A 24,481-nucleotide genomic window follows, 5' to 3' on the forward strand; every position below is an offset into this window, starting at 1 on the left:
GGTGTTCTGATAATCCTTATATATCTGCTTATGAAAAATTATCGAACTGGAATTTTGTTAATTTTGTGGTTCTAAATAGCGGGTTTATTGTAAAAATCAGAGAATTGTTCATTTATTGGTTGTGTCTATCATTGCTTTTTATTACTGTACTTCCCAACTAGTTCAATGATTCTTTGTGCGAGCAATATGGACCAACAATCTTCCTCTTCAAGAGAGCTGTTTAGTTCTCGTTTAGGCTTTATTTTAGCAGCGGCTGGTGCTGCTGTTGGCTTGGGTAACATTTGGGGTTTTCCAACTCAAGTAGCGAGCAATGGTGGTGGCGCCTTCCTACTGGTTTACCTAATCATGATTTTCGTGGTTGCGTTTCCTATGCTGGTGGTTGAAATGGCGATTGGTCGTCATGGCCAAGCCAACCCAGTTGATAGCATGCGCTCACTAACGAGTAACCCGCTAGGCAAGAAAGTCGGTGAATTTGTTGGTTGGATTGGATTAAGTGTCCCAAGTGCCGTGCTGGCGTTTTACAGCATTGTTGGTGGTTGGTTAATCTGCTTCCTAATTGGTGCTGTCGCTGATCTTATTGGTCTAGAGGCTGCTGCTGATTGGTTCAAAGGCTTCAGCGTTGAGCGTAATGTATTTGGTACTGTAGCGTTCTACGTACTGACCATTCTTATTGTTCAGGGTGGTGTTAAACAAGGTATCGAGAAGTGGTCGACGCGTTTAATGCCAGCACTGTTTGTTTTGTTCGGTTTATTGTTCGTATATATCATGACTCAAGCTGGCGCAATAGAAGGCTTGAAGCATTACCTAGTGCCTGATTTTGAAAAGGTGTGGGATAGAAAGCTAATTCTAGCAGCGATGGGACAAGGCTTCTTCTCGCTAACGATTGGTGGCTGTTCAATGTTGGTTTATGGATCTTACTTAAGTAAGAAAGAAAATCTGCCAAAAATGGCAATGAACGTGACACTTGTTGATACCGCAGTGGCTTTTATCGCCGGCTTAGTGGTAATGCCAGCAATGTTTGTTGCGATGCAAAAAGGCGTTCAAATCTATGCGGAAGATGGTTCACTATTGAGCTCTGACACACTGGTGTTCACGGTTCTACCTTTGATGTTTGATAGCTTAGGTGTGCTTGGTCAGATCTTCGCAATTGTTTTCTTCTTGTTGCTAACCATTGCTGCGTTGACGTCTTCTATCTCAATGTTAGAAGGCCCGGTAGCGCTAGTGAGTGAGCGCCTCAATACTAAACGTACGTCAACAAGTTGGGTGATTGGTGGTGCTATTGCGCTGTTTAGTGTGGTGATTGTTTACAACTTTGCTGCGATGTTTGGCATGGTTGCGATGATAGCGACACAGTACCTGCAGCCAATTGCTGCATTGATGTTCTGTCTGTTTGGTGGATGGGTGTGGAGCCGAGATTCAAAAGTGAAAGAGCTTGAGCAAGGTTGCCCGGACTTTCAACTTGGCTGGTTTGGTAAGGTTTGGCCGATGTATGTGAAGTTCGTGTGCCCAATCTTAGTGGCAACGGTTATCTGGGCTTCTTTCGGCTAATTAGCCATTATTGTTTGCTTGTCTATCGTCTAGACATTTGAATTTAAAAAAGCCGCTCTCATTGAGCGGCTTTGTTGTATCTGAATGGTAACGTGACGGTTTGTTGATAAGAAAAAGGCGCTGAACCGATAGTTCAGCGCCTTTTCAATCTTGGTTTAAGCAATCAAGGTTACTTAATTTCCATACCTTGTGCTTGCAAGTCTGCATGGTAAGAAGAACGTACAAACGGACCACATGCTGCGTGAGTGAAGCCTAGCTCTAGAGCAATCTCTTTTAGCTCGTCGAACTCTGAAGGCGGCACGTAGCGTTCTACTGGTAAGTGGTGACGGCTTGGTGCTAGGTATTGACCAAGAGTCAGCATAGTTACACCGTGCTCACGAAGGTCTTTCAATACTTGAATGATCTCTTCTTTGGTTTCACCAAGGCCCATCATAACGCCAGACTTTGTTGGGATGTCTGGGTGTTGCTCTTTGAACTTCTTCAGTAGATCAAGAGACCACTTGTAGTTCGCACCTGGACGCGCTTTACGGTATAGGCGTGGCGCAGTCTCTAGGTTATGGTTGAAAACATCTGGCGGATTGTCTTTCAGTAGCTCAAGTGCAACGTCCATACGGCCGCGGAAGTCTGGAACCAGTGTTTCGATACGAATATTTGGGTTTAGCTCGCGGATCTCACGGTTACAGTCTGCAAAGTGCTTCGCACCACCGTCGCGCAAGTCATCACGGTCTACTGAAGTGATTACAACATACTTCAGTTTCATGTCTTGAATTGTCTTAGCCAGCTTTTTCGGCTCTTCTGCTTCAGGAGCAACAGGGCGACCATGGGCAACATCACAGAACGGGCAGCGACGAGTACAGATAGCGCCAAGAATCATAAACGTTGCCGTACCGTGGTTGAAACACTCGGCTAGGTTAGGGCAAGACGCTTCTTCACAAACTGAGTGCAGGTTGTTTTTGCGCATTGCTGATTTGATTTCTTGGATACGGTGGCTGTCTGAAGGAAGTTTAATCTTCATCCATTCTGGCTTACGTAGTACTTCTTTCTGTTCAGCAGGCATATTCTTTACGGGAATTAATGCCATTTTGTCAGCGTCACGATATTTAACGCCTTTTTCCATTTGGATTGGTTTGCTCATGATTTTATGCTTCTGCTGTAATGTTACTGGTGGCTTGAATGTCTACTTGGTCATAGCCGAGCAGCTCTACGAGCTCTTGTATTAACTGTTGCTCAACGTTCTCTAATTCACTTGGTCCGCCTAGCTGGCTTACCTGTGCCATCTCCATACCTTGGTAACCACATGGGTTAATGCGTAGGAATGGGGACAGGTCCATATCAACGTTCAGTGCTAGTCCATGGAATGAGCAGCCACGTCGAATTCGTAGTCCGAGTGAACAGATTTTCTTGCCATCGACATAAACACCAGGAGCGTCAGGTCGGGCAGCTGAATCTATATTGTAAGCTTTCAGAGTGTTGATTACGAGGTTCTCGATATGAGTAACCAAATCACGCACTCCAAACTTCTTGCGGCGGATGTTAATCAGAAAGTAAGCCACTAACTGACCTGGGCCGTGGTAAGTCACCTGGCCACCGCGATCGCTTTGTATAACAGGGATATCGCCAGCATTTAATACATGCTCAGCTTTGCCTGCTTGTCCTTGAGTGAAGACAGGGTTGTGTTCAACCAACCATACTTGGTCTGCGTCTTCTTCTGTGCGTTCGTCTGTGAACTTATGCATGGCTTTCCATACAGGTTCGTAATCCTGACGGCCTAATTTTTTTACGATTAGCTTATTTTGCAAAGCGGCACTCCCTCAAGGATTAATAAAGTGAACGCATTATAAACGCGAAACATGATTCTAACTACAGATGGACTGCAAGGTTTTTCAACTTTCTTTGTATTTATTTAAAATTAAGTTGAATGAATTTGACCGCAGTAGGGGGCTATAAACAAAAACAGCGGCAATAAGCCGCTGTTTTTCATGCGTAATCGAGGATTATAGAACCATACGAACGATTTCGATCTCGCCTAGTTCTTTGTATAGCGTTTCCACCTGCTCAATTGAAGTCGCAGTGATGTTGATAGAAACAGAGTGGTAGTTACCCTTTGCACTTGGTTTTAGTGTTGGGCTGTAGTCACCAGGAGCATGACGCTGGATCACTTCTAGCACTAGTTCAGTCAGTTCTGGCTTAGCGTGGCCCATTACTTTGTAAGTGAATGAACAAGGGAACTCTAAGAGGTCTTTTAGTTTTGCATCAGAATTGATGTTCATGATTAGCTCCAAAAGGCTAGACTCTCGCAAATTGGCGGAAGTCGATAAAAAGCGTGTTCGGTCAGTAGACTCGAGTAATAAGGCGGAATATTACGTGTAAATATCACTGAACTCAAGATCAACAAAAGCCGCACATGGCGGCTTTTGTTTCACTAAAGAGTAAATAATGAACTTACTCATTAGGTTAGCTTTCCTACAAGCCAAGGTTTTGTTTAGACAAAACCTTGGACTTACTTAGAATAAGCCTTTGAATAGCAGTACTAGGTAATCCCATAGGCGGCTAAATAGGCTGCCTTGCTCTACGTCTTCAAGTGCTAGTAGTGGGTATTCCGCAACGTCTTCACCATCAACTTGGTAGAAAAGTTTACCAACAACATCACCTTTGCTGATTGGCGCTTCTAGCTCTTTCTCAAGTACAAAGCTTGCTTTTAGATCTTTCGCTTGGCCGCGAGGCAGAGTTACGAAGGTATCTTCATCAACACCTAGCGCTACCGTGTCTTTGCTACCCATCCAGATTTTCTCTTCTACGAAAGTTTCACCAGCAGTGTGTGGTGCCACTGTTTCGAAGAAGCGGAAGCCGTAGCTAAGCAGCTTTTTGCTTTCTGTTTTACGAGCGTTTGCATTCTTAGTACCCATCACAACCGCAACTAGGCGCATTTTGCCTTCTGTTGCTGAGCTTACTAGGCTGTAACCTGCATTGCTTGTGTGGCCTGTTTTAATGCCATCAACGTTCATGCTTTTATCCCACAACAGACCATTACGGTTGTATTGGGTGATGCCGTTGTATGTGAATTTTTTCTGTGAGTAGATACGGTACTCATCAGGAACGTCACGAATTAGCGCCTGACCAAGCAGTGCCATATCGTAAGGCGTTGAGTATAGGTTCGGGTTGTCTAGACCATGCACGTTAGCAAAGTGCGTGTCTTTCATGCCGATAGAGCTTGCCCATGCGTTCATTAGGTCAACGAATGCGTCTTCTGAGCCAGCAATGTGCTCAGCCATTGCAACACAAGCATCGTTACCTGATTGAATGATGATACCGCGGTTCAGTTCTTCAACTTTAACCGTTGTGCCAACTTCTACGAACATTTTAGATGAGTCTGGGAAGTTTTTAGCCCAAGCATTTTCACTGATTACAACATCGTCGTTTAGGTTGATGTTACCACGCTCAAGTTCTTGACCGATTACGTAGCTCGTCATCATCTTGGTTAAACTTGCTGGAGAAAGTTGAGTATTCATCTCTTTCTCTGCTAGTACTTTGCCTGAATGGTAATCCATCAGAACAAAACCTTTAGCGGCGATTTGTGGTGCATCAGGAACAACAATTGGAGCAGCGAATGACGATGTAGCTATTGTTGCTGAAAGCGCAACAGAAGTAGCAAAAATCGTTTTAACAAGTTTATTAGATTTAATCATTTTGAATGCAATTATTTGGTGAACTATTCATATCTTACCAGAATCACTCTGTCACACCAGAGCGCTGATTACCAGAGGTTACTGTCAGATTAATTAGCGAGTTAGCGTGTGTTTCTTGATATAAGCAGAAGGGTAACCCATGAGCTTAACCTGTTCTAATTTCTCTTGAGTCAGAGCATAGTCATGAAATGGCCCAAGCATTAGGCGGTATTGACCATCATTTGGCTGCAAGAAGCTTGCTACTGCTAGCTTTTCGCTGAGATCTTTGGCTAACTTCTCCGTTCTGTCTTCATGTTGCGATGTCGCGACTTGAATAATAAATTGTGGCAAAGCCGCCTTCTTTTTGGCATCAGTTGGCATTGCAACTTTGATCACTTCAATCTCAACATTTGCGGTGCCTGTCCTTAAGACATCAAGCTTGTAAGCCGCCGCATAACTGAGGTCAATGATTCGGCCTTCATGGAATGGGCCGCGATCATTAATACGCACAATCGTTGTTTTGTTGTTGTCGGTATTAGTGACTTTGACATAACTTGGAATAGGCAATGTTTTGTGTGCCGCCGACATTGAATACATGTCGTAAATCTCACCATTCGATGTCAAATGACCATGAAATTTTTTGCCGTACCAAGACGCTTTGCCTTTCTCGATGAAGCCTTCGGTTTCCTTTACGATTTTGTAGTCTTCACCGCGCAGAGTGTAGTCACTGTTACCACCTAGGCTGTAGGGTTCGTATTGAGGGTGTGCGTCCTCTAAATGCTCGACCGAAATAGGGGCATCTGGCGCGATATCTGAATCGATATCGTAGCGGCCACTTGGCTTCTGCGAGGAACAGCCATTGATTAAAATCGCTAAGCCCAGAATTGAGACTATTTTTTTGATTGGCAGTTCATCAACCAAAGATGCTTTTTTTGAAAACGTTGTAATGGACATCGATTAGGTCGCCTTTGAGAATGCTTTTCTGTGTGTGTGGATCGACATTAAAATACCAAAACCAGCCATTAGGGTGACCATAGAGGTGCCGCCATAGCTGACCAAAGGAAGAGGTACACCTACAACCGGTAGAATGCCACTTACCATGCCAATATTTACAAAAATATAAACGAAGAAGCTCAGTACAATACTGCCGCCCATCATTCGACCAAAGGCGGTTTGCGCTTGGCTTGCGAGGTACAAACCACGTCCAATAATGAATAGGTAGATAACCAGTAAGAACAAGATACCTATCATGCCCCATTCTTCAGCGATAACCGCGAAGATGAAGTCAGTATGGCGTTCAGGAATAAACTCTAGTTGAGACTGAGTCCCTTGTAGCCAGCCTTTTCCGGATATACCGCCTGAACCTATCGCAATCTTACTTTGAATGATGTGGTAACCCGCACCTAATGGATCGGATTCAGGATCAAAAAGGGTTCTTACACGCACCTTTTGATATTCACGCATTAAGAAGAACCACAGAATTGGGATAAATGCGCCTAAGGCGACAGCTGCACTGGCAATGATCTTCCAGCTAATACCTGCTAGGAAGATTACGAAGATACCCGATGCCGCGATAAGGATAGAAGTGCCTAGGTCGGGCTGCTTAGCGATTAGAATGGTTGGTACGAACACCATAACCAGCGAGATTGCCAAGGTTTGGAATGTCGGTGGTAGTGAACGCTTACCAATAAATCTCGCCAGCATTAAAGGCACGGCGAGCTTTAAGAGCTCTGAGGGCTGGAATCGGACAAAGCCGAAATTAAGCCAACGCTGCGCACCTTTAGAGGCTTCGCCAAAGAAGAGTACGCCTAATAGCAGAATAACGCCACCAGCGAATAGCACAGGGGCTAAAGTCTCGTAGGTACGTGGTGATATCTGAGCTAAGAAGATCATTACGCCCAAAGAGAGTGCCATACGCATTGCCTGGCGATCCATCATCGCTAGGCTCTGTCCGCTCGCGCTGTACATGATTAATAAGGCAAAGCCCATTAAAACAAGAATGCCGAGTAATAGTGGCAGATCGATATGGAGCCTTTCAAATAAGGCTCTGTTTCGTCCTGTTGAAGGATCAAGTTTCATTATTTTATTGGCTCGCTTTGATAATCTTTTGCAAGGATAATGTGGTCTAGAATTCGTCGTACTACTGGAGCACCATTAGAAGAACCACCGCCAGCATTTTCTAGAACAATGGTAACAACGGCCTCTGGAGATTCGATTGGTGCGTAGCCAGTAAACAACGCGTGGTCACGCAGGTGCTCAGCAATTTCATCGGCGTTGTACTCTTCATCTTCTTTCAGACCAAAGACTTGTGCTGTACCTGATTTACCTGCGGTAACGTAAGACATATTTTGGAATGAGCGTCTTGCCGTTCCTTTTTTGCCGTGGTTAGCCAGCTTCATACCTTCTTGAGCGATATCCCAGTATTTCTTCTTAACGCCTGTTAGTGGCGGGTAAGTTTCAATGTCCGACATAACTTGCTCGTCGAATGGGTGACCGTTTTCAATGGTGGCACGCAATAGGTGAGGTGCTGTTACCTCGCCCTTATTGACCAGTACAGAGGTCGCTTTCGCAATCTGCATTGGTGTGGCTGTCCAGTAGCCTTGGCCGATACCTACAGGGATCGTATCACCTTGGTACCATGGCACACGGTGTCTGGCCATTTTCCAGTCTCGGGTTGGCATGTTGGCTTTACTTTCTTCGTAAATATCGATGCCCGTGTAATCACCAAATCCAAACATCATCATCCATTTGGATATGCGGTCTATACCTAGGTCATACGCGATCTGGTAGAAGAACGTGTCCACCGATTCTTCAATCGCTTTGACGATGTCGACTTTACCATGGCCCCAACGTAACCAATCTCGGAATGGTCGAGTTTTAGAGTTAGGGATCTTCCAATAGCCAGGATCGTTACGTGTAGTATTCGGTGTAATGACACCTTCCTGTAATGCAGCTACAGCCATGAAAGGTTTGATCGTTGATGCTGGTGGATAGATGCCAAGTGTGGTTCGGTTTACCAGAGGGCGGTTCTTATCCTGAAGCAGTGCGTTATAACCTTTAGAGGAAATGCCATGTACGAACGCATTCGGGTCATAGCTCGGGCTTGAAACCATCGCCAATACGCCGTTATCTTTTGGATCCAATACAACTGCAGAACCACGTCGGCCATCGAGTAGCTTATGAACGTAAAGCTGAAGGTTGATATCTAGGTTCAGTACAATATCTTTACCTGGAACAGAAGGAACAAATTTGAGCGTGCGGATAACACGTCCACGGCTATTGACTTCAACTTCTTGATAGCCGGCTGTGCCGTGTAGCAAATCTTCGTAATAGCGTTCGATACCGAGCTTACCGATATCACGGGTCGCTTGGTAATTGGCGTCTTTTTCTTCGCGTACCAAGCGCTGCATATCACGGTCGTTGATTCGAGAGACATAGCCAATAACGTGGGTAAGCACATCACCGTACGGGTAGAAGCGCTTTAAAGTACCTGTAACTTCAACACCTGGGAATTTGTGTTGATTCACCGAGAATATAGCTACCTGTTCTTCTGTCAGCTGGTTAAGAATAGGTACTGATTTAAAGCGTCGTGAATTACGGCGCTCACGGTTAAATCGTTCAATACGCTCTGGTGGGATCTCAATTAACTCTTGTAGACGGACAAGTGTGTCGTCCATATCTTTAATTTTTTCTGGTGTGATTTCTAGGTTGAAAACCGGACGGTTCTCGGCAAGAAGTACACCGTTTCGATCGTAAATCAAACCACGGTTCGGTGCGATTGGCACGACCTTAATACGGTTGTCGTTAGAGCGAGTTTTATAGTCTTGATATTGGTTGACCTGAATGTTATACAGGTTAACAACCAACAATGACATCATGGCTATGATGCCTGCAAACGCAACAAAAGCACGGCTAGTAAATAGTCGTGCTTCTGCTTTGTAATCACGGATTTGGCTACGTTTACGTAACATTAACGCTTATTCTCGATGATAAGGGTGGTTAGCAGTTATGCTCCAAGCTCGATACAAGCTTTCAGCCATGATAACGCGTACTAATGGGTGAGGGAGAGTAAGCGCAGACAGAGACCAACTTTGGTCTGCGGCCGCTTTACATGCGGGTGCTAGTCCTTCAGGCCCGCCAATCAGGATAGAAACATCACGTCCATCCAACTTCCAGCTTTCCAATTGCTCTGCAAGTTGTGGTGTGTCCCACTTTCTTCCTGGGATATCTAGAGTGACAATTCGGTTGCCTTTTGGCACTGCTGCCAACATGGCTTCGCCTTCTTTTTGAAGAATACGAGCGATATCAGCGTTCTTACCACGCTTACCTGCAGTGATTTCAACGAGCTCTAACGGCATGTCGTGAGGGAAGCGGCGTTTATATTCGTTAAACCCTTCTTCAACCCACTTCGGCATTTTTGTGCCAACCGCGATTAACTGGATCTTCAACGTTTAGCCCCAAAGTTTTTCTAGTTGGTACAGTTCACGATGCTCTTCTTGCATAACGTGAAGCATGCTTGTACCCATATCTAGTACAACCCATTCGCCTTCTTGCTGGCCGTCCATACCAAGTGGTTCAAGACCGGCTTTCTTTACTTCGTCAGCAACATGCTGAGCAATTGAAGCTACGTGGCGCTTAGATGTACCAGTACAAACGATCATGTAATCCGTTACACTTGATTTGCCTTCTACATCGATGGTCACAATAGATTCTGCTTTCATGTCGTCAGCTTTGTCTGCAAGAAAGTCTTTTAGTTCTTCACGTAACACTGGGTGTTCCTTAAATCTGAATTTGGTTCTACTAAGATCATAACACGCTTTTATACGTGAGATGGTATTGAAGCTGAAGGGATACAAAACTCAACGCTCAGCTGATGGATTAGTGGCCAAGGCGACTGCTCATACTGAGTTTTTGTTATCAATTCTGCTTGGGTCAGCAATGCAAACAATGAGTGTAATTGAGAAATTGAAACTCTTGTTAGCGCGGCGTTATAAAGCGGCTTTTTCGATTGCCAGATACGATGCTTTTCGAAAACTTGACCGATCGGCATGAGTTTCATTTGTTGCTGCATTTGCAGCAGTAACGCAAGCTCTCTTTGCACGCTTCGCAGCAGAATAACCGGTTCGACACCTTCAGCTTCGAGTTGTCTGAGAATCCTCTGTGCTCGATTCCCTTTCCCTGCCAATAGGGCATCACTCCAATGGAATGGCGTAAAGTGGTTGTGGCGGCTCAGAGACTTTTCTAAGCGTACTAAGGTTAGCTTTCCATCTGGATACTGAAGCGCCAGTTTTTCGAGGCTTTGTGTGAGTGCAAACAGGTTGCCCTCATGCCACTGTGCCAGCATTTGAACAGCTTCAGGATCTGGTGATAATCCGACTTGACGACAGCGTGCTTGAACAAACTGAGGTAGCCTGCTGACATCAGGCGTCAGGCAGCTTACCCAATGCCCTTGGTTAGAGAGTGCTTTAAACCATTTAGCGTTTTCTTGAGCTTTTGTCAGTTTGGTGCCAACAAGAATAAGCAAGATATCGTTGTGGATATGCTCAGAGATAGCCAACAATTCTTTGGCTATTGCGGCATTCACGCCTGACTCTGGTAGCTCAAGTTCAATGATTTGACGGCTAGAAAACAGGCTTAGCGCTTGGGTACAGTCATAGACTTGGTTCCAGTCCATACTGTTATCAATCGCAAAGCGGTGACGCTCTTCGAAACCTTGTTGTTTAGCCGCTTTTTGAATCGCTTCTCGGCTTTCTTGCAAGAGCAGTGGTTCGTTACCAAAAATCAGGTAAACGTTACTCAGCTGCTTAGTAAGTTGTTCAGGTAATCGGTCAGCAAAAATACGCATCAAATAAACCTATTATTGAGCAGATTCGCTGAGCTCTGGCTGTTCTTCTGTACTTGGATCAATTTCGACGTCGTCAATCTCAACATTCTTGATGTTGTATTGCTTTTCAAGCTCTTTAACTTGCACAGTTTCTAAAGACTCTAGATTCATGCTACCTGCGGCAATGTTGGCTTTTAGGCGAGCCATCTGACGAAGGATTTGGCTAGTTGCTAGCTTGCGCATTTCATCTTCGATCATGTCGCGTTCAACCGATTTTGCGAGGGCGGTTAGTGGGTTATCAAGATAGCTGCGGGTTACGCTAGTAGAGAATGTCTTAGAACCTAACTCTGGGATAGTTACTCTGTACGAAGCGTTGAATGTAAGTTCTTTCTCAGCGGCAAGAGTACTTTGGTATAGCGATAAAGTACGCTCACCAACGCCCTCACTAATGATGTGCAGGTTAGGGGTATTTTCAGCAGGTGGGACAATCTCTACATCATTAATACGCAGTTGGCTCTTCATCATACGTGTGAACGTACTGTATTGGTCGTAACTGGTTACCGAGATCTTGTTGAGCTCTTCTGGTACAGAGTAGTCACCGCGCAGGTGAAAACCACAGGCACTGAGTAGGCTAACGGTTAGAACAACAATAGTAACTTTCAATGAAGATAGTGAAATCAGGCGCATTATTTGATGGCTCTCATGAAGGTAGAATACTTATTTAAAGGCTTTTGCTTGTTGAAGTGAGGTTAGTCACTGAAAGTAAAGCGTTTAAATAAGTAGACAGGGTAATGTCATTACCCTGTCTAAAGACTGCAAAAAACGAATTAAGTTCGTTTTAGTCTACAACGATTAGTTAGCAACGATGTTTAGAAGCTTACCAGGTACGAAGATAACTTTACGGATCGTTAAGCCATCTAGGAACTTCTTAGCGTTCTCATCGTTCAGACCAAGCTCACGAACCTGCTCTTCTGTTGCATCAGCTGCCACAGTTAGCTTCGCACGCAGCTTACCGTTGATCATAACAACGATTGTCTTCTCGTCTTCAACTAGTGCTTTCTCGTCAAATGTTGGCCATGTTGCGGAGTCAACATCTGATTCACCAAGAGCAATCCACATTTCGTAAGATATGTGAGGAGTCATTGGGTAAAGCATGCGAACCACTGCTTTCAGTGCTTCGTCAAGGATTGCACGATCTTGTGCTGATTCTTGAGGCGCTTTCGCTAGCTTGTTCATCAGCTCCATGATCGCAGCGATCGCTGTGTTGAACGTTTGGCGACGGCCGATATCGTCCGTTACTTTCGAGATAGTCTTATGAACATCACGACGAAGCGCTTTTTGGTCACCAGAAAGTGCTGCAACGTCAACCGATTCAGCTGCGCCCTTAGAAGAGTGAGCGTGAACCAGTTTCCAAACACGTTTAAGGAAGCGGTTTGCACCTTCAACACCAGACTCTTGCCACTCAAGAGTCATGTCTGCAGGTGATGCAAACATCATGAATAGACGTACTGTGTCAGCACCGTACTTGTCTACCATCTCTTGTGGGTCGATACCGTTGTTTTTCGACTTAGACATCTTGATCATCCCTGAGTGAGAAACGTCACGGCCTTGGTTGTCTTTCGCAGAAGTGATACGGCCTTTACCGTCACGCTCTACAGCAACATCAGTAGGAGCAACCCATTCTTTAGTGCCTTTCTCGTTTTCGTGGTAGAACGCATCTGCTAGTACCATACCTTGACATAGTAGTTGCTTGAATGGTTCGTCAGACGTTACGTAACCAGCATCACGCAGCAGTTTATGGAAGAAACGAGAGTACAATAGGTGCATACAAGCGTGCTCGATACCACCGATGTACTGGTCTACAGGTAGCCAGTAGTTCGCTTTTTCTGGATCTAGGATATCGTCAGCTTGTGGTGAACAGTAACGAGCGTAGTACCAAGAAGACTCCATGAACGTATCGAACGTGTCTGTTTCACGTAGAGCACGTTCGCCGTTGAATGTTGTTTCTGCCCACGACTTGTCAGCCTTGATTGGGCTAGTCACACCATCCATTACCACATCTTCAGGAAGAATCACTGGTAGTTGGTCTGCTGGTACTGGGTGAACTTCACCATCTTCAGTCGTTACCATTGGGATTGGTGCACCCCAGTAACGTTGACGAGATACACCCCAGTCACGTAGACGGAAGTTTACTGTCTTCTTACCTTTGCCTTCAGCTTCTAGCTTCGCAGCAATTGCGTCGAATGCTTCTTGGAAAGCAAGACCATCGAACTCACCAGAGTCGAACAGTACGCCTTTCTCTGTGTAAGCTGCTTCAGATACATCTAGCTCAGAACCATCTTCTGGCTTGATGACTGGAATGATATCAATGCCGTATTTAGTTGCGAATTCGTAGTCACGTTGATCGTGAGCTGGAACCGCCATTACCGCACCTGTGCCGTAATCCATAAGTACGAAGTTTGCTACGTATACAGGAACAACACGACCGTTAAGAGGATGGATAGCCGTTAAGCCAGTATCCATACCTTTCTTTTCCATCGTTGCTAGTTCAGCTTCAGCAACTTTAGTGTTGCGGCACTCTTCAACGAATGCAGCAAGCTCAGGGTTGTTCTTCGATGCTTTCTCTGCAAGAGGGTGACCTGCAGCGATACCAACGTAAGACACACCCATCAGCGTATCAGGACGAGTTGTGTACACTTCTAGTGGCGCTTCTTCACCGTTAACAGCGAAAGATAGCTCAACACCTTCAGAGCGACCGATCCAGTTGCGCTGCATGGTTTTAACCATTTCAGGCCAACCTTCAAGGTTGTCTAGGTCATCTAGTAGCTCTTGAGCGTACTCAGTGATTTTAATGAACCACTGTGGAATTTTCTTTTGCTCTACTGGAGTATCACAACGCCAGCAGCAACCGTCTTCTACTTGCTCGTTTGCTAGTACAGTTTGGTCGTTTGGACACCAGTTAACAGAAGAGGTCTTCTTGTACACTAGGCCTTTTTCGTAAAGCTTAGTGAAGAACTCTTGTTCCCAGCGGTAGTATTCTGGCGTACATGTCGCGAATTCACGATTCCAGTCGTAACCAAAGCCAAGAAGCTTAAGCTGGTTTTTCATGTATTCGATGTTTTCGTAAGTCCATGGTGCAGGTGCTGTGTTGTTTTTTACAGCTGCGTTTTCTGCAGGTAGGCCGAATGCATCCCAACCGATTGGTTGCATTACGTTTTTGCCTTGTAGACGTTGGAAACGAGATACCACATCACCGATGGTGTAGTTACGCACGTGACCCATGTGCAGTCGGCCACTTGGGTACGGGAACATAGAAAGACAGTAGAATTTTTCTTTGTTTGGGTCTTCACTTACAACGAAAGTTTCGCTGTTATCCCAGTGTTGTTGAACCTTTTGTTCAATCTCTTGCGGGTTATATTGTTCTTGCATCGATGGTATCCGGTTATCTTGGAATTTGTGAGTTCGGTTAGAACAGAATCTTATAGATCGTCATAGAATACCTAAAGGAGCTTAGTACAACAATAGTTATACCCTTCATACTTGCAGTTGCTGACTTGTAGATGGCGTAATTTTCATTGAATTTCGCAGGGCAACTATACTTAAGAGTATGAATTGCATTTGTTTGTAAGCGAGAGTGCATAGTAGCACTTCGTTTACTCACTATATCGTTGGTTATCTTAAGGAGGTTGTTATGCCGAAGAAAAAAGCACTCTACGAGGAAGTGGTTGAAGAGGTTATCGAAACGCTGAAGCATAGCCCTGAAGAGCTCAACAACAAAATTGAAACGTCAGGCAAATATGCGAAAGCCGCCAATGATATGACTAAAGATGAGCTATCGCTGATCTCGGCTTACGTGAAGTCAGACTTGAAAGAGTTTTCTGAGAGCTACGAAGAGAGCAAAAGCGGTCCATTTTATCTGATGATTGCTGACTCTATTTGGCAGGGGCTTCTCGATATTACCGATCGCACTAAAGTCGAGTGGGTCGAGCTATTCCAAGATTTAGAGCACCAAGGCTTGTATCAAGCAGGCGAAGTGATTGGCTTGGGTACGCTTGTCTGTGATGAGTGTGGCCATCAAACTGAATATAACCACCCCACGACCATCATCCCGTGCATTAAGTGCGGCTCGAAAGGGTTTAGTCGCAAAGCACTGAAGCCGTAAATCTCCCCCAATACGACACGAACAAAAAGGGTTGGCCAAACGGCCAACCCTCAAAGTTATTTCATGTCGAATCTAGCTCTTTGGTTTTCTCATAATCCAGCCAATTACCAAGCTTAATAGCACCCAAATATACAATGGCCAAGTACCGACCACGCGGTAAGGAGTTTGGCCATCTGTTGAAACAAGCTCAGTTTTTAGTACTGCCGTTTCAAATTGAGGTATTTGCTTGATGATATTGCCTTTGTAGTCCGTCACCGCTGTCACACCATTGTTGGTCGAGCGAATAAGCGGCTTACCAAGCTCTAGGGCACGCATTTGCGCGATTTCCATATGTTGTAGTGGGCCGATTGAACGGCCAAACCACGCATCGTTTGAGAGCGTTAGAATAAAGTCCGTATCGTCTGTCACATTCTGTCTTACTTGATCATTAAAGATAATCTCATAACACAGAGCTGGCGCTAGATGACGACCGTTAGCAACAATGTTTGGTTGGATGAAATCGCCACGACTGAACGAAGACATTGGCAAGTTAAAGAACGGTGCTAATGGACGCAATATGTCTTCGAACGGTACAAACTCACCAAACGGTAATAGATGATGTTTATGGTATCGCTCATCCGGGTCGTAGCTGTATTCACCGTATGGGTTAACACCAAGAGAGAGAATGCTGTTGTAGTATTTCTTATCTTCAGATTGGTTTAGTACACCTGTGATGATGGAGCTGTTGTTCATCTTAGCTGCGCTGTCTAAGTTGCGCAGAAAAGAGGGTATCTCGACTTCAAAAGCAGGAATAGCGGCCTCTGGCCAGATGATGATATCAGCATCCCAGTTTTCTCGGCTGAGATCGGTGTATTTCATCATGGTTGGCCAGCGGTGACTTGGCAGCCATTTGCTGTCTTGGTCAACGTTGCCTTGAATCAACACCACTGAGGTTGTTTTTTCAGGATTCGGCGTTACCCAATCGATGTTTCGAATACCAAAGCCTGTACTAAATACAACAGCAGGAATAACAGCAATGCTCCAGGCTCTATGGATAGCAGCATAAGCAAACGCGGATGCTGAAACGATAATAGCAAGGGTCACTAACTCCACACCACCAATTGGTGCGAACGAGCCCAATGGAGAGTCGATTTGGCTGTAGCCCAACCATAGCCATGGGAAGCCTGTCATTACCCAACCGCGTAGCCAATCACTGATTAACCATAGTGCCGGAGCGGCTAGGAAGAATCGGCTTAAATTATTAGCGGGGAAGAACTTATTTAAGCTCCAAGTAAATAGCCCTGAGTATACGGCTAAATAGCCAACGAGGAGTGCCATCAAAAATAGGTTGGCTGCTAATGGCATACCGCCAAAGCCGTCAATACTGACGTATACCCAGCTGATTCCTGTAGTGAACTGACCTAGGCCCCATGCATAACCAATCCAAAGCGCGCTTTTAGGAGAGCGATTGTGGATCAGTAGCAGTAATAAAGCTGGGCTGAGAATGGCAAGAGGCCATATTGAGTATGGAGCGAACGAGAGGGTGGTTATAGCGCCAACAAAAACGGCCGCAAGCGGCCGTAATAGGCGATGAACAAAAGTCTTAGTCATCTAATTTCTGTCATCTCTTTAGAGAGAAGTGGTTATTCTTCGATAGTCGGAAGAGGCTGCTCGTCAGGGATGGTTACCTGTAGCTGAATCACGCGACGATTATCTGCTGATGTTATTTTGAAATGGTAGTTTTCGATTTCTACAATTTCGCCACGAACTGGCAGATGACCGAGGGCTGTCATAACCATGCCACCTACTGTATCCACTTCATCATCACTGAAAGCAGTGTCAAACGTGTTGTTGAACTCTTCAATGGTGGTTAAAGCTTTAACAGAGAAGGTATGCTTACTCAGCTTACGGATATCCAACTCTTCTTCATCGTCGAACTCGTCTTCAATTTCACCAACGATTTCTTCGAGGATATCTTCAATGGTTACTAGGCCAGAGACACCGCCAAACTCATCAACAACGATAGACATGTGGTAACGCTCTTCACGGAACTCCTTGAGTAAGCGATCAACACGCTTACTTTCAGGAACAACAACCGCAGGGCGAATCACTTGTTCGATATCAAATGGGGCGCTATCTGAACCCAGGTACTTAAGTAGGTCCTTCGCTAATAGAATGCCTTCAACATGGTCTTTATCTTCACTGATCACTGGGTAGCGAGAGTGTTGAGCATCAGTAATCAACGCAATCAATGTATCTAAATCATCGGTGCGCTCTACTGTAACCATTTGAGAACGAGGCAGCATGATATCGCGTACTCGCATCTCTGAAATTTCCATAACACCTTCGAGCATGTCGCGAGTGTCGTGGTCAATCAGGTCATTAATTTCTGAGTCGCGGATTACATCTACGAGCTCTTGGCGGTCTTTTACCTCGCCTTGAAATAGTTGGCCTAGGCGTTCAAAGAAGGACTTTCTACTCGGACCTTCAGATTTTTTACTTCCCTCAGAAGTGGGGGGGTTACCTTCGTTCATGATTTCTCAAAAAATAACGCTATCAGAAGTGTGATAGCACACATCACAACTCAGATTCCTGAAAAATACAGGTTCGATGAGTTATTGTTTCTCTGCAATCTACGTAACTAGAATCGATTCACTTTTCTAGAATATATGGGTCTTCAAACCCCATAGCTTGCATGATTTCTGTCTCGAGTGACTCCATCTCTTCAGCTTCATCATCTTCGATATGATCATAACCTAGCAGATGCAGACTGCCATGTACAACCATATGAGCCCAGTGCGCTAGCAGAGGCTTATTTTGCTCTTCTGCTTCTTTTTCGACAACTTGGCGACAGATAATGAGGTCACCTAGAAGATCTAACTCAATCCCAGGAGGAGCCTCGAATGGAAAAGATAGCACGTTAGTTGGTTTGTCTTTACCACGATATTCATGATTTAGCTGGTGGCTTTCTTCGGTATCTACGATACGGATAGTAAGCTCAGCGCTCTTTTGAAACTGAGGTATAGTCTTATCCAACCAAAACTGAATGTCCTGCTCTGTTGGAAGACCTTGCTCATTTTCGACCGCTAATTGTAGGTCTAGTTCAATAGACATCTATTTATCACCTTGTTCTGCAATCACAGAACTATTTTGTGTTGCTAATTGTGTCGTAACCGCTTGCTGAGTCTCAAGAAGTTTCGCTTCGCGCTCTTCACGTTTACGTTTCTCAAACTCTTTACGCTCTTTCTGGTCTTTCGCTTCCCATTTCTCGTAAGCGTTGACAATACGAGCAACCACTGGGTGACGAACCACGTCTTCAGACATAAAGAAGTTAAAGCTGATGTCATCGACTTCACTTAGAACTTCGGTCGCATGACGCAAGCCAGATTTTGCACCACGAGGTAAATCGATTTGAGTGATATCGCCTGTGATTACCGCGCGCGAGTTGAAGCCAATACGAGTTAGGAACATCTTCATCTGTTCAACAGTCGTGTTTTGGCTTTCGTCAAGAATGATGAAGGCATCGTTCAGTGTACGACCACGCATGTACGCAAGAGGTGCAACCTCAATCACGTTACGCTCAATCAGTTTCTCTACGCGTTCAAAGCCCAGCATCTCAAAAAGTGCATCGTAAAGTGGACGCAAGTATGGGTCTACTTTTTGGCTTAAATCACCAGGCAGGAAACCTAACTTCTCACCCGCTTCAACTGCAGGGCGCGTCAATAGAATACGACGGATCTCTTGGCGCTCTAATGCGTCTACGGCGGCAGCGACAGCCAAATATGTTTTACCCGTACCAGCAGGACCAATACCAAAGGTGATGTCATGAGTCACCATGTTCATTAGGTACTGTGCTTGGTTTGGGGTGCGCGGCTTAATCACGCCTTTTTTGGTCTTAATGAACACTTCTTTGCCGTGTTCAATATCAGACTCTACATTCTGTTCTAAAACACCAGACTCTTTGATAGCCAGGTGAATCTGTTCTGGCTCGATGTCTGGAATCGTGCCTTTGACCGGAGCAGATTCAACATACAGGCGCTTAACAATATCGAGTGCAGCAGCAGCCGTATGAGGCTTACCAACAATAGTGAAGAAGTTGCTGCGGTAGTTAATCTCGACACCTAAACGGCGCTCAAGGTGTTTGATGTTGTCATCGAATGGGCCACAAAGGCTTGCAAGGCGATGGTTATCTGCGGGTTCTAGATTGACTTCTAGGGTAACGATTTTATTGCTCAAATTAGCCTCTCATTTTGTGCCACCCACTCTTTCCAATAAACAAAGAGCAAGAAGCCCGATTGGGACCGGGCTTCTAGTGGCGATTTCCCTATTTCTAAGATGGTCACTTAGTTAGGTAATTTCAAGCTTTGTTGGTCAGCTTTTTGCTGAACCTAGATGTTTTGCTTATGGCGTAAATGTTGCCACACCCAGCTCATCTTCACGTTTTGTGTTAGCCATCATCTGTGTTGGAGAGATGATGCTGCGTAGGTCCATATCCTTCTCTGTACGAACCAACTCACCACGTAGAGAGTTTGCGAATACGTCAGTGATCTTCACATCAACAAATTGACCAATTAGATCTGCGTTACCTTCGAAGTTAACAACACGGTTGTTCTCTGTACGTGCGCGAAGTTCCATTAGGTTCTTCTTCGACGGACCTTCAACCAGCACACGTTGCTCAGTACCAAGCATTAAGCGAGAGTAGCGCATTGCTTGTGAGTTTACGGTTTGTTGTAGTTCGTATAGGCGATCTTTCTTCTCTTGCTCAGGCACGTCACATGGGTAGTCTGCAGCAGGTGTACCCGGACGAGGGGAGAAGATAAAGCTGAAGCTCATATCGAAATCAACGTCTTTGATCAGTTTCATCGTGTCTTGGAAATCTTGGTTAGATTCACCAGGGAAACCAACGATAAAGTCAGAACTGATTTGAATGTCAGGACGTGCTTTACGAAGCTTACGAATAATCGACTTGTACTCGATAGCAGTGTGAGGACGTTTCATCATCGTAAGGATACGGTCACTACCACTTTGTACTGGTAGGTGAAGGAAGCTCACAAGTTCAGGTGTATCTTCGTATACTGCGATGATGTCATCACCGAACTCAAGCGGGTGGCTTGTGGTGAAACGAATACGGTCGATACCATCGATAGAAGCCACAAGACGAAGTAGTTCTGCGAATGTGCAGATATCACCTTCGTGAGTTGGACCACGGTATGCGTTTACGTTCTGACCTAGTAGGTTAACTTCACGTACACCTTGCTCTGCAAGTTGAGCAACTTCGAACAGTACATCGTCCATTGGACGGCTAACTTCTTCACCACGAGTATAAGGTACTACGCAGTATGTACAGTACTTAGAACAGCCTTCCATGATAGAAACGAATGCCGTCGCCCCTTCAGCACGAGGCTCAGGTAGGCTATCGAACTTTTCTATCTCAGGGAAAGAGATGTCCATCACTGGCGCTTCGTTAGATAGAGAAGATTTGATCATCTCTGGAAGACGGTGCAGTGTTTGAGGGCCAAAGATAACGTCTACGTATGGTGCACGTTGACGGATGTGGTCGCCTTCTTGAGTCGCTACACAGCCACCCACACCGATTACCACACCTTCTTTTTTATCTTTTAGCGTTTTCCAACGACCAAGCTGGTGGAATACTTTTTCTTGCGCTTTTTCACGGATAGAACAAGTATTCAGTAGTAGTACATCTGCTTCCTCAGGTACTTCAGTTAGCTCATAGCCATTTGCGGCATTTAGCAGGTCAGCCATTTTTGATGAATCGTATTCGTTCATCTGGCAGCCCCAAGTTTTAATTAGCAGTTTCTTACTCATTTTTTGTTCGCTCGATCGTTAGTTTAATTTAAGGGAGCAAATCGCCCGGTATCTATCCGCGAGAGTCTATGGCCATAATTAGGTATTCATTTTATGGCTCACCCTAGCGGCAAGCGGCGTATTGTACTGGTTTCAAAACCGACTGACTAGTAGTCTGATAAAATCTCTTCGGAAGTGGTTTTTATTCTCGTTAACACTAGATTTAGCAAGGGGTAACCCATTTTTCAAATAAGGTTTTTGGTTACAAGTTCGTTGTGAAAACGTACAATCAAAAACAGTCAAAGAATCAAACTGATAAGTACAAAATATGAACAGTTACGATATTGTGGTCGTCGGCGGCGGCATGGTTGGTGCGGCAACAGCGATCGGTTTTGCTAAGCAAGGAATGCAGGTTGCTGTGATCGAAGGTTTTGCGCCCCAAGCATTTGATGAGTCGCAAGCGATGGACATTCGAGTATCAGCGATTTCTCAAGCGTCAGTCGATTTACTTGACGATCTTGGCGCATGGCAGAACATAGCAGCAATGCGAGTTTGCTCTTACAAGCGCTTAGAAACGTGGGAACACCCAGAATGTCGTACTCGATTTGATGCTGCGTCACTTGATTTGCCTCGTTTAGGCTACATTGTTGAAAACCGACTTATTCAATTGGGCTTATGGTCTCAGTTCGATGCTTATGACAACTTAGAACTGTTGTGTCCCGAAAAGTTGGACTCTATCGAATTTGGCGAAACTAATATCGTTAAACTTCAATCTGGTATCGAGTTATCAGCGAAGTGGGTAGTTGGTGCCGATGGTGCGAACTCTGCAGTTAGACAGCAAGCGGGTATTGGCATCACTGCTTGGGACTACCGTCAGCACTGTATGCTAATCAATGTGGAAACCGATCTTCCTCAACAAGATATTACTTGGCAACAGTTTTTGCCTAGCGGGCCGCGTTCATTCCTTCCTTTGTGTTCTTTTAGTTCAGGAGATCAGGAAGTCGGGCAGGGCTCCTTGGTTTGGTATGACTCACCATCTCGCATTAAGCAACTGTCGGCAATGAGCCCAGACAAGCTTCGCAGTGAAGTACTTGCTAACTTCCCTGCGGAATTAGGAGACATCAAAGTACTTAACTCTGGTTCTTTCCCTCTCACTCGACGTCATGCGCAATCTTATTTTAAGAACAACTGCATTCTGGTTGGAGACTCGGCACACACGATCAACCCATTGGCAGGGCAGGGTGTGAATCTAGGCTTCAAAGATGTTGCAGCGCTATTGGATGTAACCAAAGAAAAAGGCGAGCTGAATCATTCTGTAGCAAGACGCTACGAGGTGATGAGAAGAGGTGACAATCTAGTGATGCAAAGCGGTATGGATTTCTTCTATAAGACGTTCAGTAATGATTTTGGCCCACTTAAGTTTGTGCGTAATGCAGCGCTCAAGCTAGCAGAGAATTCAGGGCCAATTAAAGCCCAAGTACTGAAATATGCCTTGGGCCTTTAATTGAGTGTTTCAGACAGTTTAAAAAGAGAAGGAGAGCGAATGCTCTCCTTTTTTGTATTTGATTTCGTCTATCGTTGCTGTGTCACACAAACGGGCTTATCTAGCTCTAATGAGTAGCCAGTGTAAACCAGAGAGCCGTCTTCAGTATTTCGTTTGAAGGACGTGATGTTATTCGAGTGCTGGTTTGCAGCGATAAGCCACTCACCATCATGAGTAATATGAAAATCACGAGGGAAATGACCTTCGGTACTATAGCTATCAATGAAAATAGGCATCTTCGTTTTGGGTTCGATTTTGAAGCAACTGATCATCGATTGATGCCGACAAGAGACGTAGAGGAATTGCTCATCCGGCGATAGCTTTATCGCAGCGGTAGCTTCTCCTTTTTCCATATTTGGTAGCGCCTCAATCTCTTCAACAATATTCCAGTGCCCAAGAGTTTTCTCCATCATCAGTATCGTTTCAGAGAGCTCACAGATCACATAGGCTTTGTCTTCATCTTTATTGAAAACCAGGTGACGAGGTCCATTGCCCGAAGGGGCTTTAATGGATTGCATCGGTTCGTCTAGAAACTCTTCCTGCTCTTCATCAAAGCAATAGAAGTTGATTCGATCAGCGCCAAGGTCGACGGTGACAAATTGTGGTGCGTTTTGTAAGAACAGACATTGATGAGCATGTGGTGCTGTTTGACGTTCTTTATTAGGCCCTGAACCCACCATAGCTATTGTTTTAAGTCGTTTATCGATATTGCCATTGATACTTAAACTAAAAACATCGAATGAGCCTGATGAGTATTGAGAAGTAATAGCAAACTTGTGGCTAGGATCAATTGCGATGTGGCAGGGGTGATCGCCAGCGATGGTGCCGGAGTTCTTAACCGTCTTTGAGTTAGGGCTAGGTATATGAATCAGCTGTGGCTGTTTTGGCTGATTTACTTCAGACACGGTATAGATACCAAGCTCTGTCGCGACAACAAAAGATGGGTTAGAACACTCTGTAACGAGCTCTATAGGTAATAGTTTACCGCTTTCCAAGTCTAACTGAGCCTGATACACGCCTTGGCTTTTACTGGGAGTGTCTGTGTAGCAACCGATCGTTAAAGTAAGGTTTTTCATAAGGCGTCATACTCAATTAGAAAGTGGAGCAGACATTGTCTTCTAAAAAAGTCATGAAGTGATTAAATAGGGAGAAATACTTGGTGACGGGGTTATCAGATTTACATATTCCAGATAAAACAAAACCCAGCTAAAAAGCTGGGTTTTATTTAAGGATGGTGCGGTCGGAGAGACTTGAACTCTCACACCTCTCGGCGCCAGAACCTAAATCTGGTGCGTCTACCAATTCCGCCACGACCGCAGCAAATCTTTGTAGTTATACTGAGTATTGGTGACTCAATAAAACGTTGTGCTCATTGCTATTAGCAAGGAGTTATAAATAGTGGCTGGGCTACCTGGATTCGAACCAGGGAATGCCGGCATCAAAAGCCGGTGCCTTACCGCTTGGCGATAGCCCAACAATGACATCAATTAAGATATCTAAATAATGGTGCGGTCGGAGAGACTTGAACTCTCACACCTCTCGGCGCCAGAACCTAAATCTGGTGCGTCTACCAATTCCGCCACGACCGCAGCAAATCTTTATAGTCATACTGAATATTGGTGATTCAATACGACGTTGTATAAGTGGTGGCTACTGCGGGATTTGAACCTGCGACCCCATCATTATGAGTGATGTGCTCTAACCAACTGAGCTAAGTAGCCAATAACGAATCTAATAGACTCACTATTTGTTCTCTAATGAAAGAGAAAATAATGGTGCGGTCGGAGAGACTTGAACTCTCACACCTCTCGGCGCCAGAACCTAAATCTGGTGCGTCTACCAATTCCGCCACGACCGCAGCAAATCTTTGTAGTTATACTGAGTATTGGTGACTCAATAAAACGTTGTGCTCATTGCTATTAGCAAGGAGTTATAAATAGTGGCTGGGCTACCTG

At 45.0% G+C, this 24,481-nt stretch carries 21 protein-coding genes and 5 tRNA genes; 3 read left to right on the forward strand and 23 right to left on the reverse strand.

Annotated features, from left to right (window positions below; genetic code table 11):
* Positions 1-186 precede the first annotated feature (186 nt).
* The gene (locus BTO10_RS10080) at positions 187-1,548 is read left to right on the forward strand and encodes a sodium-dependent transporter (protein ID WP_105024452.1); all 1,362 of its coding nucleotides are present in this window, start codon (positions 187-189) and stop codon (positions 1,546-1,548) included.
* Positions 1,549-1,717: 169 nt separating this feature from the next.
* Here BTO10_RS10080 and lipA read toward each other — a convergent pair whose 3' ends face one another.
* The 12 genes from lipA to leuS all read right to left on the reverse strand — a co-directional run bounded on the left by lipA (position 1,718) and on the right by leuS (position 14,466).
* Positions 1,718-2,683: a lipoyl synthase gene (gene lipA / locus BTO10_RS10085; protein ID WP_004737631.1), complete on the reverse strand. Its 966-nt coding sequence runs from the start codon at positions 2,681-2,683 to the stop codon at positions 1,718-1,720.
* Positions 2,684-2,687: 4 nt separating this feature from the next.
* Entirely contained in the window at positions 2,688-3,347 is a 660-nt protein-coding gene (gene lipB, locus BTO10_RS10090) for a lipoyl(octanoyl) transferase LipB (protein ID WP_105024453.1), read from the reverse strand.
* A 195-nt stretch (positions 3,348-3,542) separates the two neighbouring features.
* Positions 3,543-3,821 (reverse strand): DUF493 family protein YbeD, encoded by a 279-nt coding sequence (gene ybeD / locus BTO10_RS10095; protein ID WP_026084358.1) that lies wholly within the window; start codon positions 3,819-3,821, stop codon positions 3,543-3,545.
* Between the two features lie 231 nt (positions 3,822-4,052).
* Positions 4,053-5,234, reverse strand: coding sequence for a serine hydrolase (locus BTO10_RS10100; protein ID WP_081090352.1), 1,182 nt, complete (start codon positions 5,232-5,234; stop codon positions 4,053-4,055).
* 93 nt (positions 5,235-5,327) lie between these two features.
* Positions 5,328-6,167: a septal ring lytic transglycosylase RlpA family protein gene (locus BTO10_RS10105; protein WP_105024454.1), complete on the reverse strand. Its 840-nt coding sequence runs from the start codon at positions 6,165-6,167 to the stop codon at positions 5,328-5,330.
* 3 nt (positions 6,168-6,170) lie between these two features.
* Positions 6,171-7,292 carry a rod shape-determining protein RodA gene (rodA, locus tag BTO10_RS10110; RefSeq protein WP_105024455.1) on the reverse strand — a complete coding sequence of 374 codons (1,122 nt, stop codon included), beginning with the start codon at positions 7,290-7,292 and terminating at the stop codon, positions 6,171-6,173.
* Entirely contained in the window at positions 7,292-9,184 is a 1,893-nt protein-coding gene (gene mrdA / locus BTO10_RS10115; protein ID WP_105024456.1) for a penicillin-binding protein 2, read from the reverse strand. Before mrdA ends, rodA begins: the two co-directional genes overlap by 1 nt.
* Before the next feature lie 6 nt (positions 9,185-9,190).
* Entirely contained in the window at positions 9,191-9,661 is a 471-nt protein-coding gene (rlmH, locus tag BTO10_RS10120) for a 23S rRNA (pseudouridine(1915)-N(3))-methyltransferase RlmH (RefSeq protein WP_004737638.1), read from the reverse strand.
* 3 nt (positions 9,662-9,664) lie between these two features.
* The gene (gene rsfS / locus BTO10_RS10125) at positions 9,665-9,982 is read right to left on the reverse strand and encodes a ribosome silencing factor (RefSeq protein WP_008224165.1); all 318 of its coding nucleotides are present in this window, start codon (positions 9,980-9,982) and stop codon (positions 9,665-9,667) included.
* Positions 9,983-10,032: 50 nt separating this feature from the next.
* Positions 10,033-11,058 carry a DNA polymerase III subunit delta gene (gene holA / locus BTO10_RS10130; RefSeq protein WP_105024457.1) on the reverse strand — a complete coding sequence of 342 codons (1,026 nt, stop codon included), beginning with the start codon at positions 11,056-11,058 and terminating at the stop codon, positions 10,033-10,035.
* Between the two features lie 12 nt (positions 11,059-11,070).
* Positions 11,071-11,724: an LPS-assembly lipoprotein LptE gene (locus BTO10_RS10135; RefSeq protein WP_105024458.1), complete on the reverse strand. Its 654-nt coding sequence runs from the start codon at positions 11,722-11,724 to the stop codon at positions 11,071-11,073.
* A gap of 165 nt (positions 11,725-11,889) precedes the next feature.
* On the reverse strand, positions 11,890-14,466 hold the full coding sequence (leuS, locus tag BTO10_RS10140) for a leucine--tRNA ligase (RefSeq protein WP_105024459.1): 2,577 nt from the start codon (positions 14,464-14,466) through the stop codon (positions 11,890-11,892).
* 262 nt (positions 14,467-14,728) lie between these two features.
* On the opposite strand from leuS, the gene BTO10_RS10145 reads away from it, so the two are divergent.
* Entirely contained in the window at positions 14,729-15,199 is a 471-nt protein-coding gene (locus tag BTO10_RS10145) for a zinc ribbon-containing protein (protein ID WP_061033217.1), read from the forward strand.
* Positions 15,200-15,271: 72 nt separating this feature from the next.
* On the opposite strand, the gene lnt is transcribed toward BTO10_RS10145, so the two are convergent.
* From lnt to miaB, 5 genes are all read right to left on the reverse strand, one after another.
* Positions 15,272-16,789 (reverse strand): apolipoprotein N-acyltransferase, encoded by a 1,518-nt coding sequence (gene lnt / locus BTO10_RS10150; protein WP_105024460.1) that lies wholly within the window; start codon positions 16,787-16,789, stop codon positions 15,272-15,274.
* A gap of 32 nt (positions 16,790-16,821) precedes the next feature.
* A complete protein-coding gene (gene corC, locus BTO10_RS10155; protein ID WP_004737645.1) occupies positions 16,822-17,712 on the reverse strand; it encodes a CNNM family magnesium/cobalt transport protein CorC in 891 nt (296 codons plus the stop codon).
* A 118-nt stretch (positions 17,713-17,830) separates the two neighbouring features.
* Positions 17,831-18,292, reverse strand: coding sequence for an rRNA maturation RNase YbeY (ybeY, locus tag BTO10_RS10160; protein ID WP_004737646.1), 462 nt, complete (start codon positions 18,290-18,292; stop codon positions 17,831-17,833).
* Positions 18,293-19,414 (reverse strand): PhoH family protein, encoded by a 1,122-nt coding sequence (locus tag BTO10_RS10165; RefSeq protein WP_105024461.1) that lies wholly within the window; start codon positions 19,412-19,414, stop codon positions 18,293-18,295. It abuts the gene before it with no gap.
* 165 nt (positions 19,415-19,579) lie between these two features.
* A complete protein-coding gene (gene miaB, locus BTO10_RS10170) occupies positions 19,580-21,004 on the reverse strand; it encodes a tRNA (N6-isopentenyl adenosine(37)-C2)-methylthiotransferase MiaB (protein ID WP_004737649.1) in 1,425 nt (474 codons plus the stop codon).
* Positions 21,005-21,311: 307 nt separating this feature from the next.
* On the opposite strand from miaB, the gene BTO10_RS10175 reads away from it, so the two are divergent.
* A complete protein-coding gene (locus BTO10_RS10175; protein ID WP_105024462.1) occupies positions 21,312-22,487 on the forward strand; it encodes a 2-octaprenyl-3-methyl-6-methoxy-1,4-benzoquinol hydroxylase in 1,176 nt (391 codons plus the stop codon).
* Between the two features lie 68 nt (positions 22,488-22,555).
* Here the strand turns inward: BTO10_RS10175 and BTO10_RS10180 are convergent, their stop codons facing one another.
* From BTO10_RS10180 to BTO10_RS10205, 6 genes are all read right to left on the reverse strand, one after another.
* The gene (locus BTO10_RS10180) at positions 22,556-23,602 is read right to left on the reverse strand and encodes a lactonase family protein (RefSeq protein WP_105024463.1); all 1,047 of its coding nucleotides are present in this window, start codon (positions 23,600-23,602) and stop codon (positions 22,556-22,558) included.
* Between the two features lie 156 nt (positions 23,603-23,758).
* Positions 23,759-23,843: transfer RNA gene (locus tag BTO10_RS10185), tRNA-Leu, on the reverse strand.
* A gap of 82 nt (positions 23,844-23,925) precedes the next feature.
* A tRNA-Gln gene (locus tag BTO10_RS10190) sits at positions 23,926-24,000 on the reverse strand.
* Positions 24,001-24,030: 30 nt separating this feature from the next.
* Positions 24,031-24,115, reverse strand: a tRNA-Leu gene (locus tag BTO10_RS10195).
* 55 nt (positions 24,116-24,170) lie between these two features.
* Positions 24,171-24,247: transfer RNA gene (locus tag BTO10_RS10200), tRNA-Met, on the reverse strand.
* A gap of 52 nt (positions 24,248-24,299) precedes the next feature.
* Positions 24,300-24,384, reverse strand: a tRNA-Leu gene (locus BTO10_RS10205).
* Positions 24,385-24,481 lie beyond the last annotated feature (97 nt).

This window comes from Vibrio chagasii (genome assembly GCF_002954585.1).
Lineage (GTDB): Bacteria > Pseudomonadota > Gammaproteobacteria > Enterobacterales > Vibrionaceae > Vibrio > Vibrio chagasii_A.

Excerpts from the sequence above, each read along its gene's own strand:
- BTO10_RS10080 (WP_105024452.1), top strand. The coding sequence starts at position 187 with ATGGACCAACAATCTTCCTCTTCAAGAGAGCTGTTTAGTTCTCGTTTA.
- lipA (WP_004737631.1), bottom strand. The coding sequence starts at position 2,683 with ATGAGCAAACCAATCCAAATGGAAAAAGGCGTTAAATATCGTGACGCT.
- BTO10_RS10100 (WP_081090352.1), bottom strand. The coding sequence starts at position 5,234 with ATGATTAAATCTAATAAACTTGTTAAAACGATTTTTGCTACTTCTGTT.
- BTO10_RS10105 (WP_105024454.1), bottom strand. The coding sequence starts at position 6,167 with ATGTCCATTACAACGTTTTCAAAAAAAGCATCTTTGGTTGATGAACTG.
- rodA (WP_105024455.1), bottom strand. The coding sequence starts at position 7,292 with ATGAAACTTGATCCTTCAACAGGACGAAACAGAGCCTTATTTGAAAGG.
- mrdA (WP_105024456.1), bottom strand. The coding sequence starts at position 9,184 with ATGTTACGTAAACGTAGCCAAATCCGTGATTACAAAGCAGAAGCACGA.
- holA (WP_105024457.1), bottom strand. The coding sequence starts at position 11,058 with ATGCGTATTTTTGCTGACCGATTACCTGAACAACTTACTAAGCAGCTG.
- BTO10_RS10135 (WP_105024458.1), bottom strand. The coding sequence starts at position 11,724 with ATGCGCCTGATTTCACTATCTTCATTGAAAGTTACTATTGTTGTTCTA.
- leuS (WP_105024459.1), bottom strand. The coding sequence starts at position 14,466 with ATGCAAGAACAATATAACCCGCAAGAGATTGAACAAAAGGTTCAACAA.
- BTO10_RS10145 (WP_061033217.1), top strand. The coding sequence starts at position 14,729 with ATGCCGAAGAAAAAAGCACTCTACGAGGAAGTGGTTGAAGAGGTTATC.
- lnt (WP_105024460.1), bottom strand. The coding sequence starts at position 16,789 with ATGACTAAGACTTTTGTTCATCGCCTATTACGGCCGCTTGCGGCCGTT.
- corC (WP_004737645.1), bottom strand. The coding sequence starts at position 17,712 with ATGAACGAAGGTAACCCCCCCACTTCTGAGGGAAGTAAAAAATCTGAA.
- ybeY (WP_004737646.1), bottom strand. The coding sequence starts at position 18,292 with ATGTCTATTGAACTAGACCTACAATTAGCGGTCGAAAATGAGCAAGGT.
- miaB (WP_004737649.1), bottom strand. The coding sequence starts at position 21,004 with ATGAGTAAGAAACTGCTAATTAAAACTTGGGGCTGCCAGATGAACGAA.
- BTO10_RS10175 (WP_105024462.1), top strand. The coding sequence starts at position 21,312 with ATGAACAGTTACGATATTGTGGTCGTCGGCGGCGGCATGGTTGGTGCG.
- BTO10_RS10180 (WP_105024463.1), bottom strand. The coding sequence starts at position 23,602 with ATGAAAAACCTTACTTTAACGATCGGTTGCTACACAGACACTCCCAGT.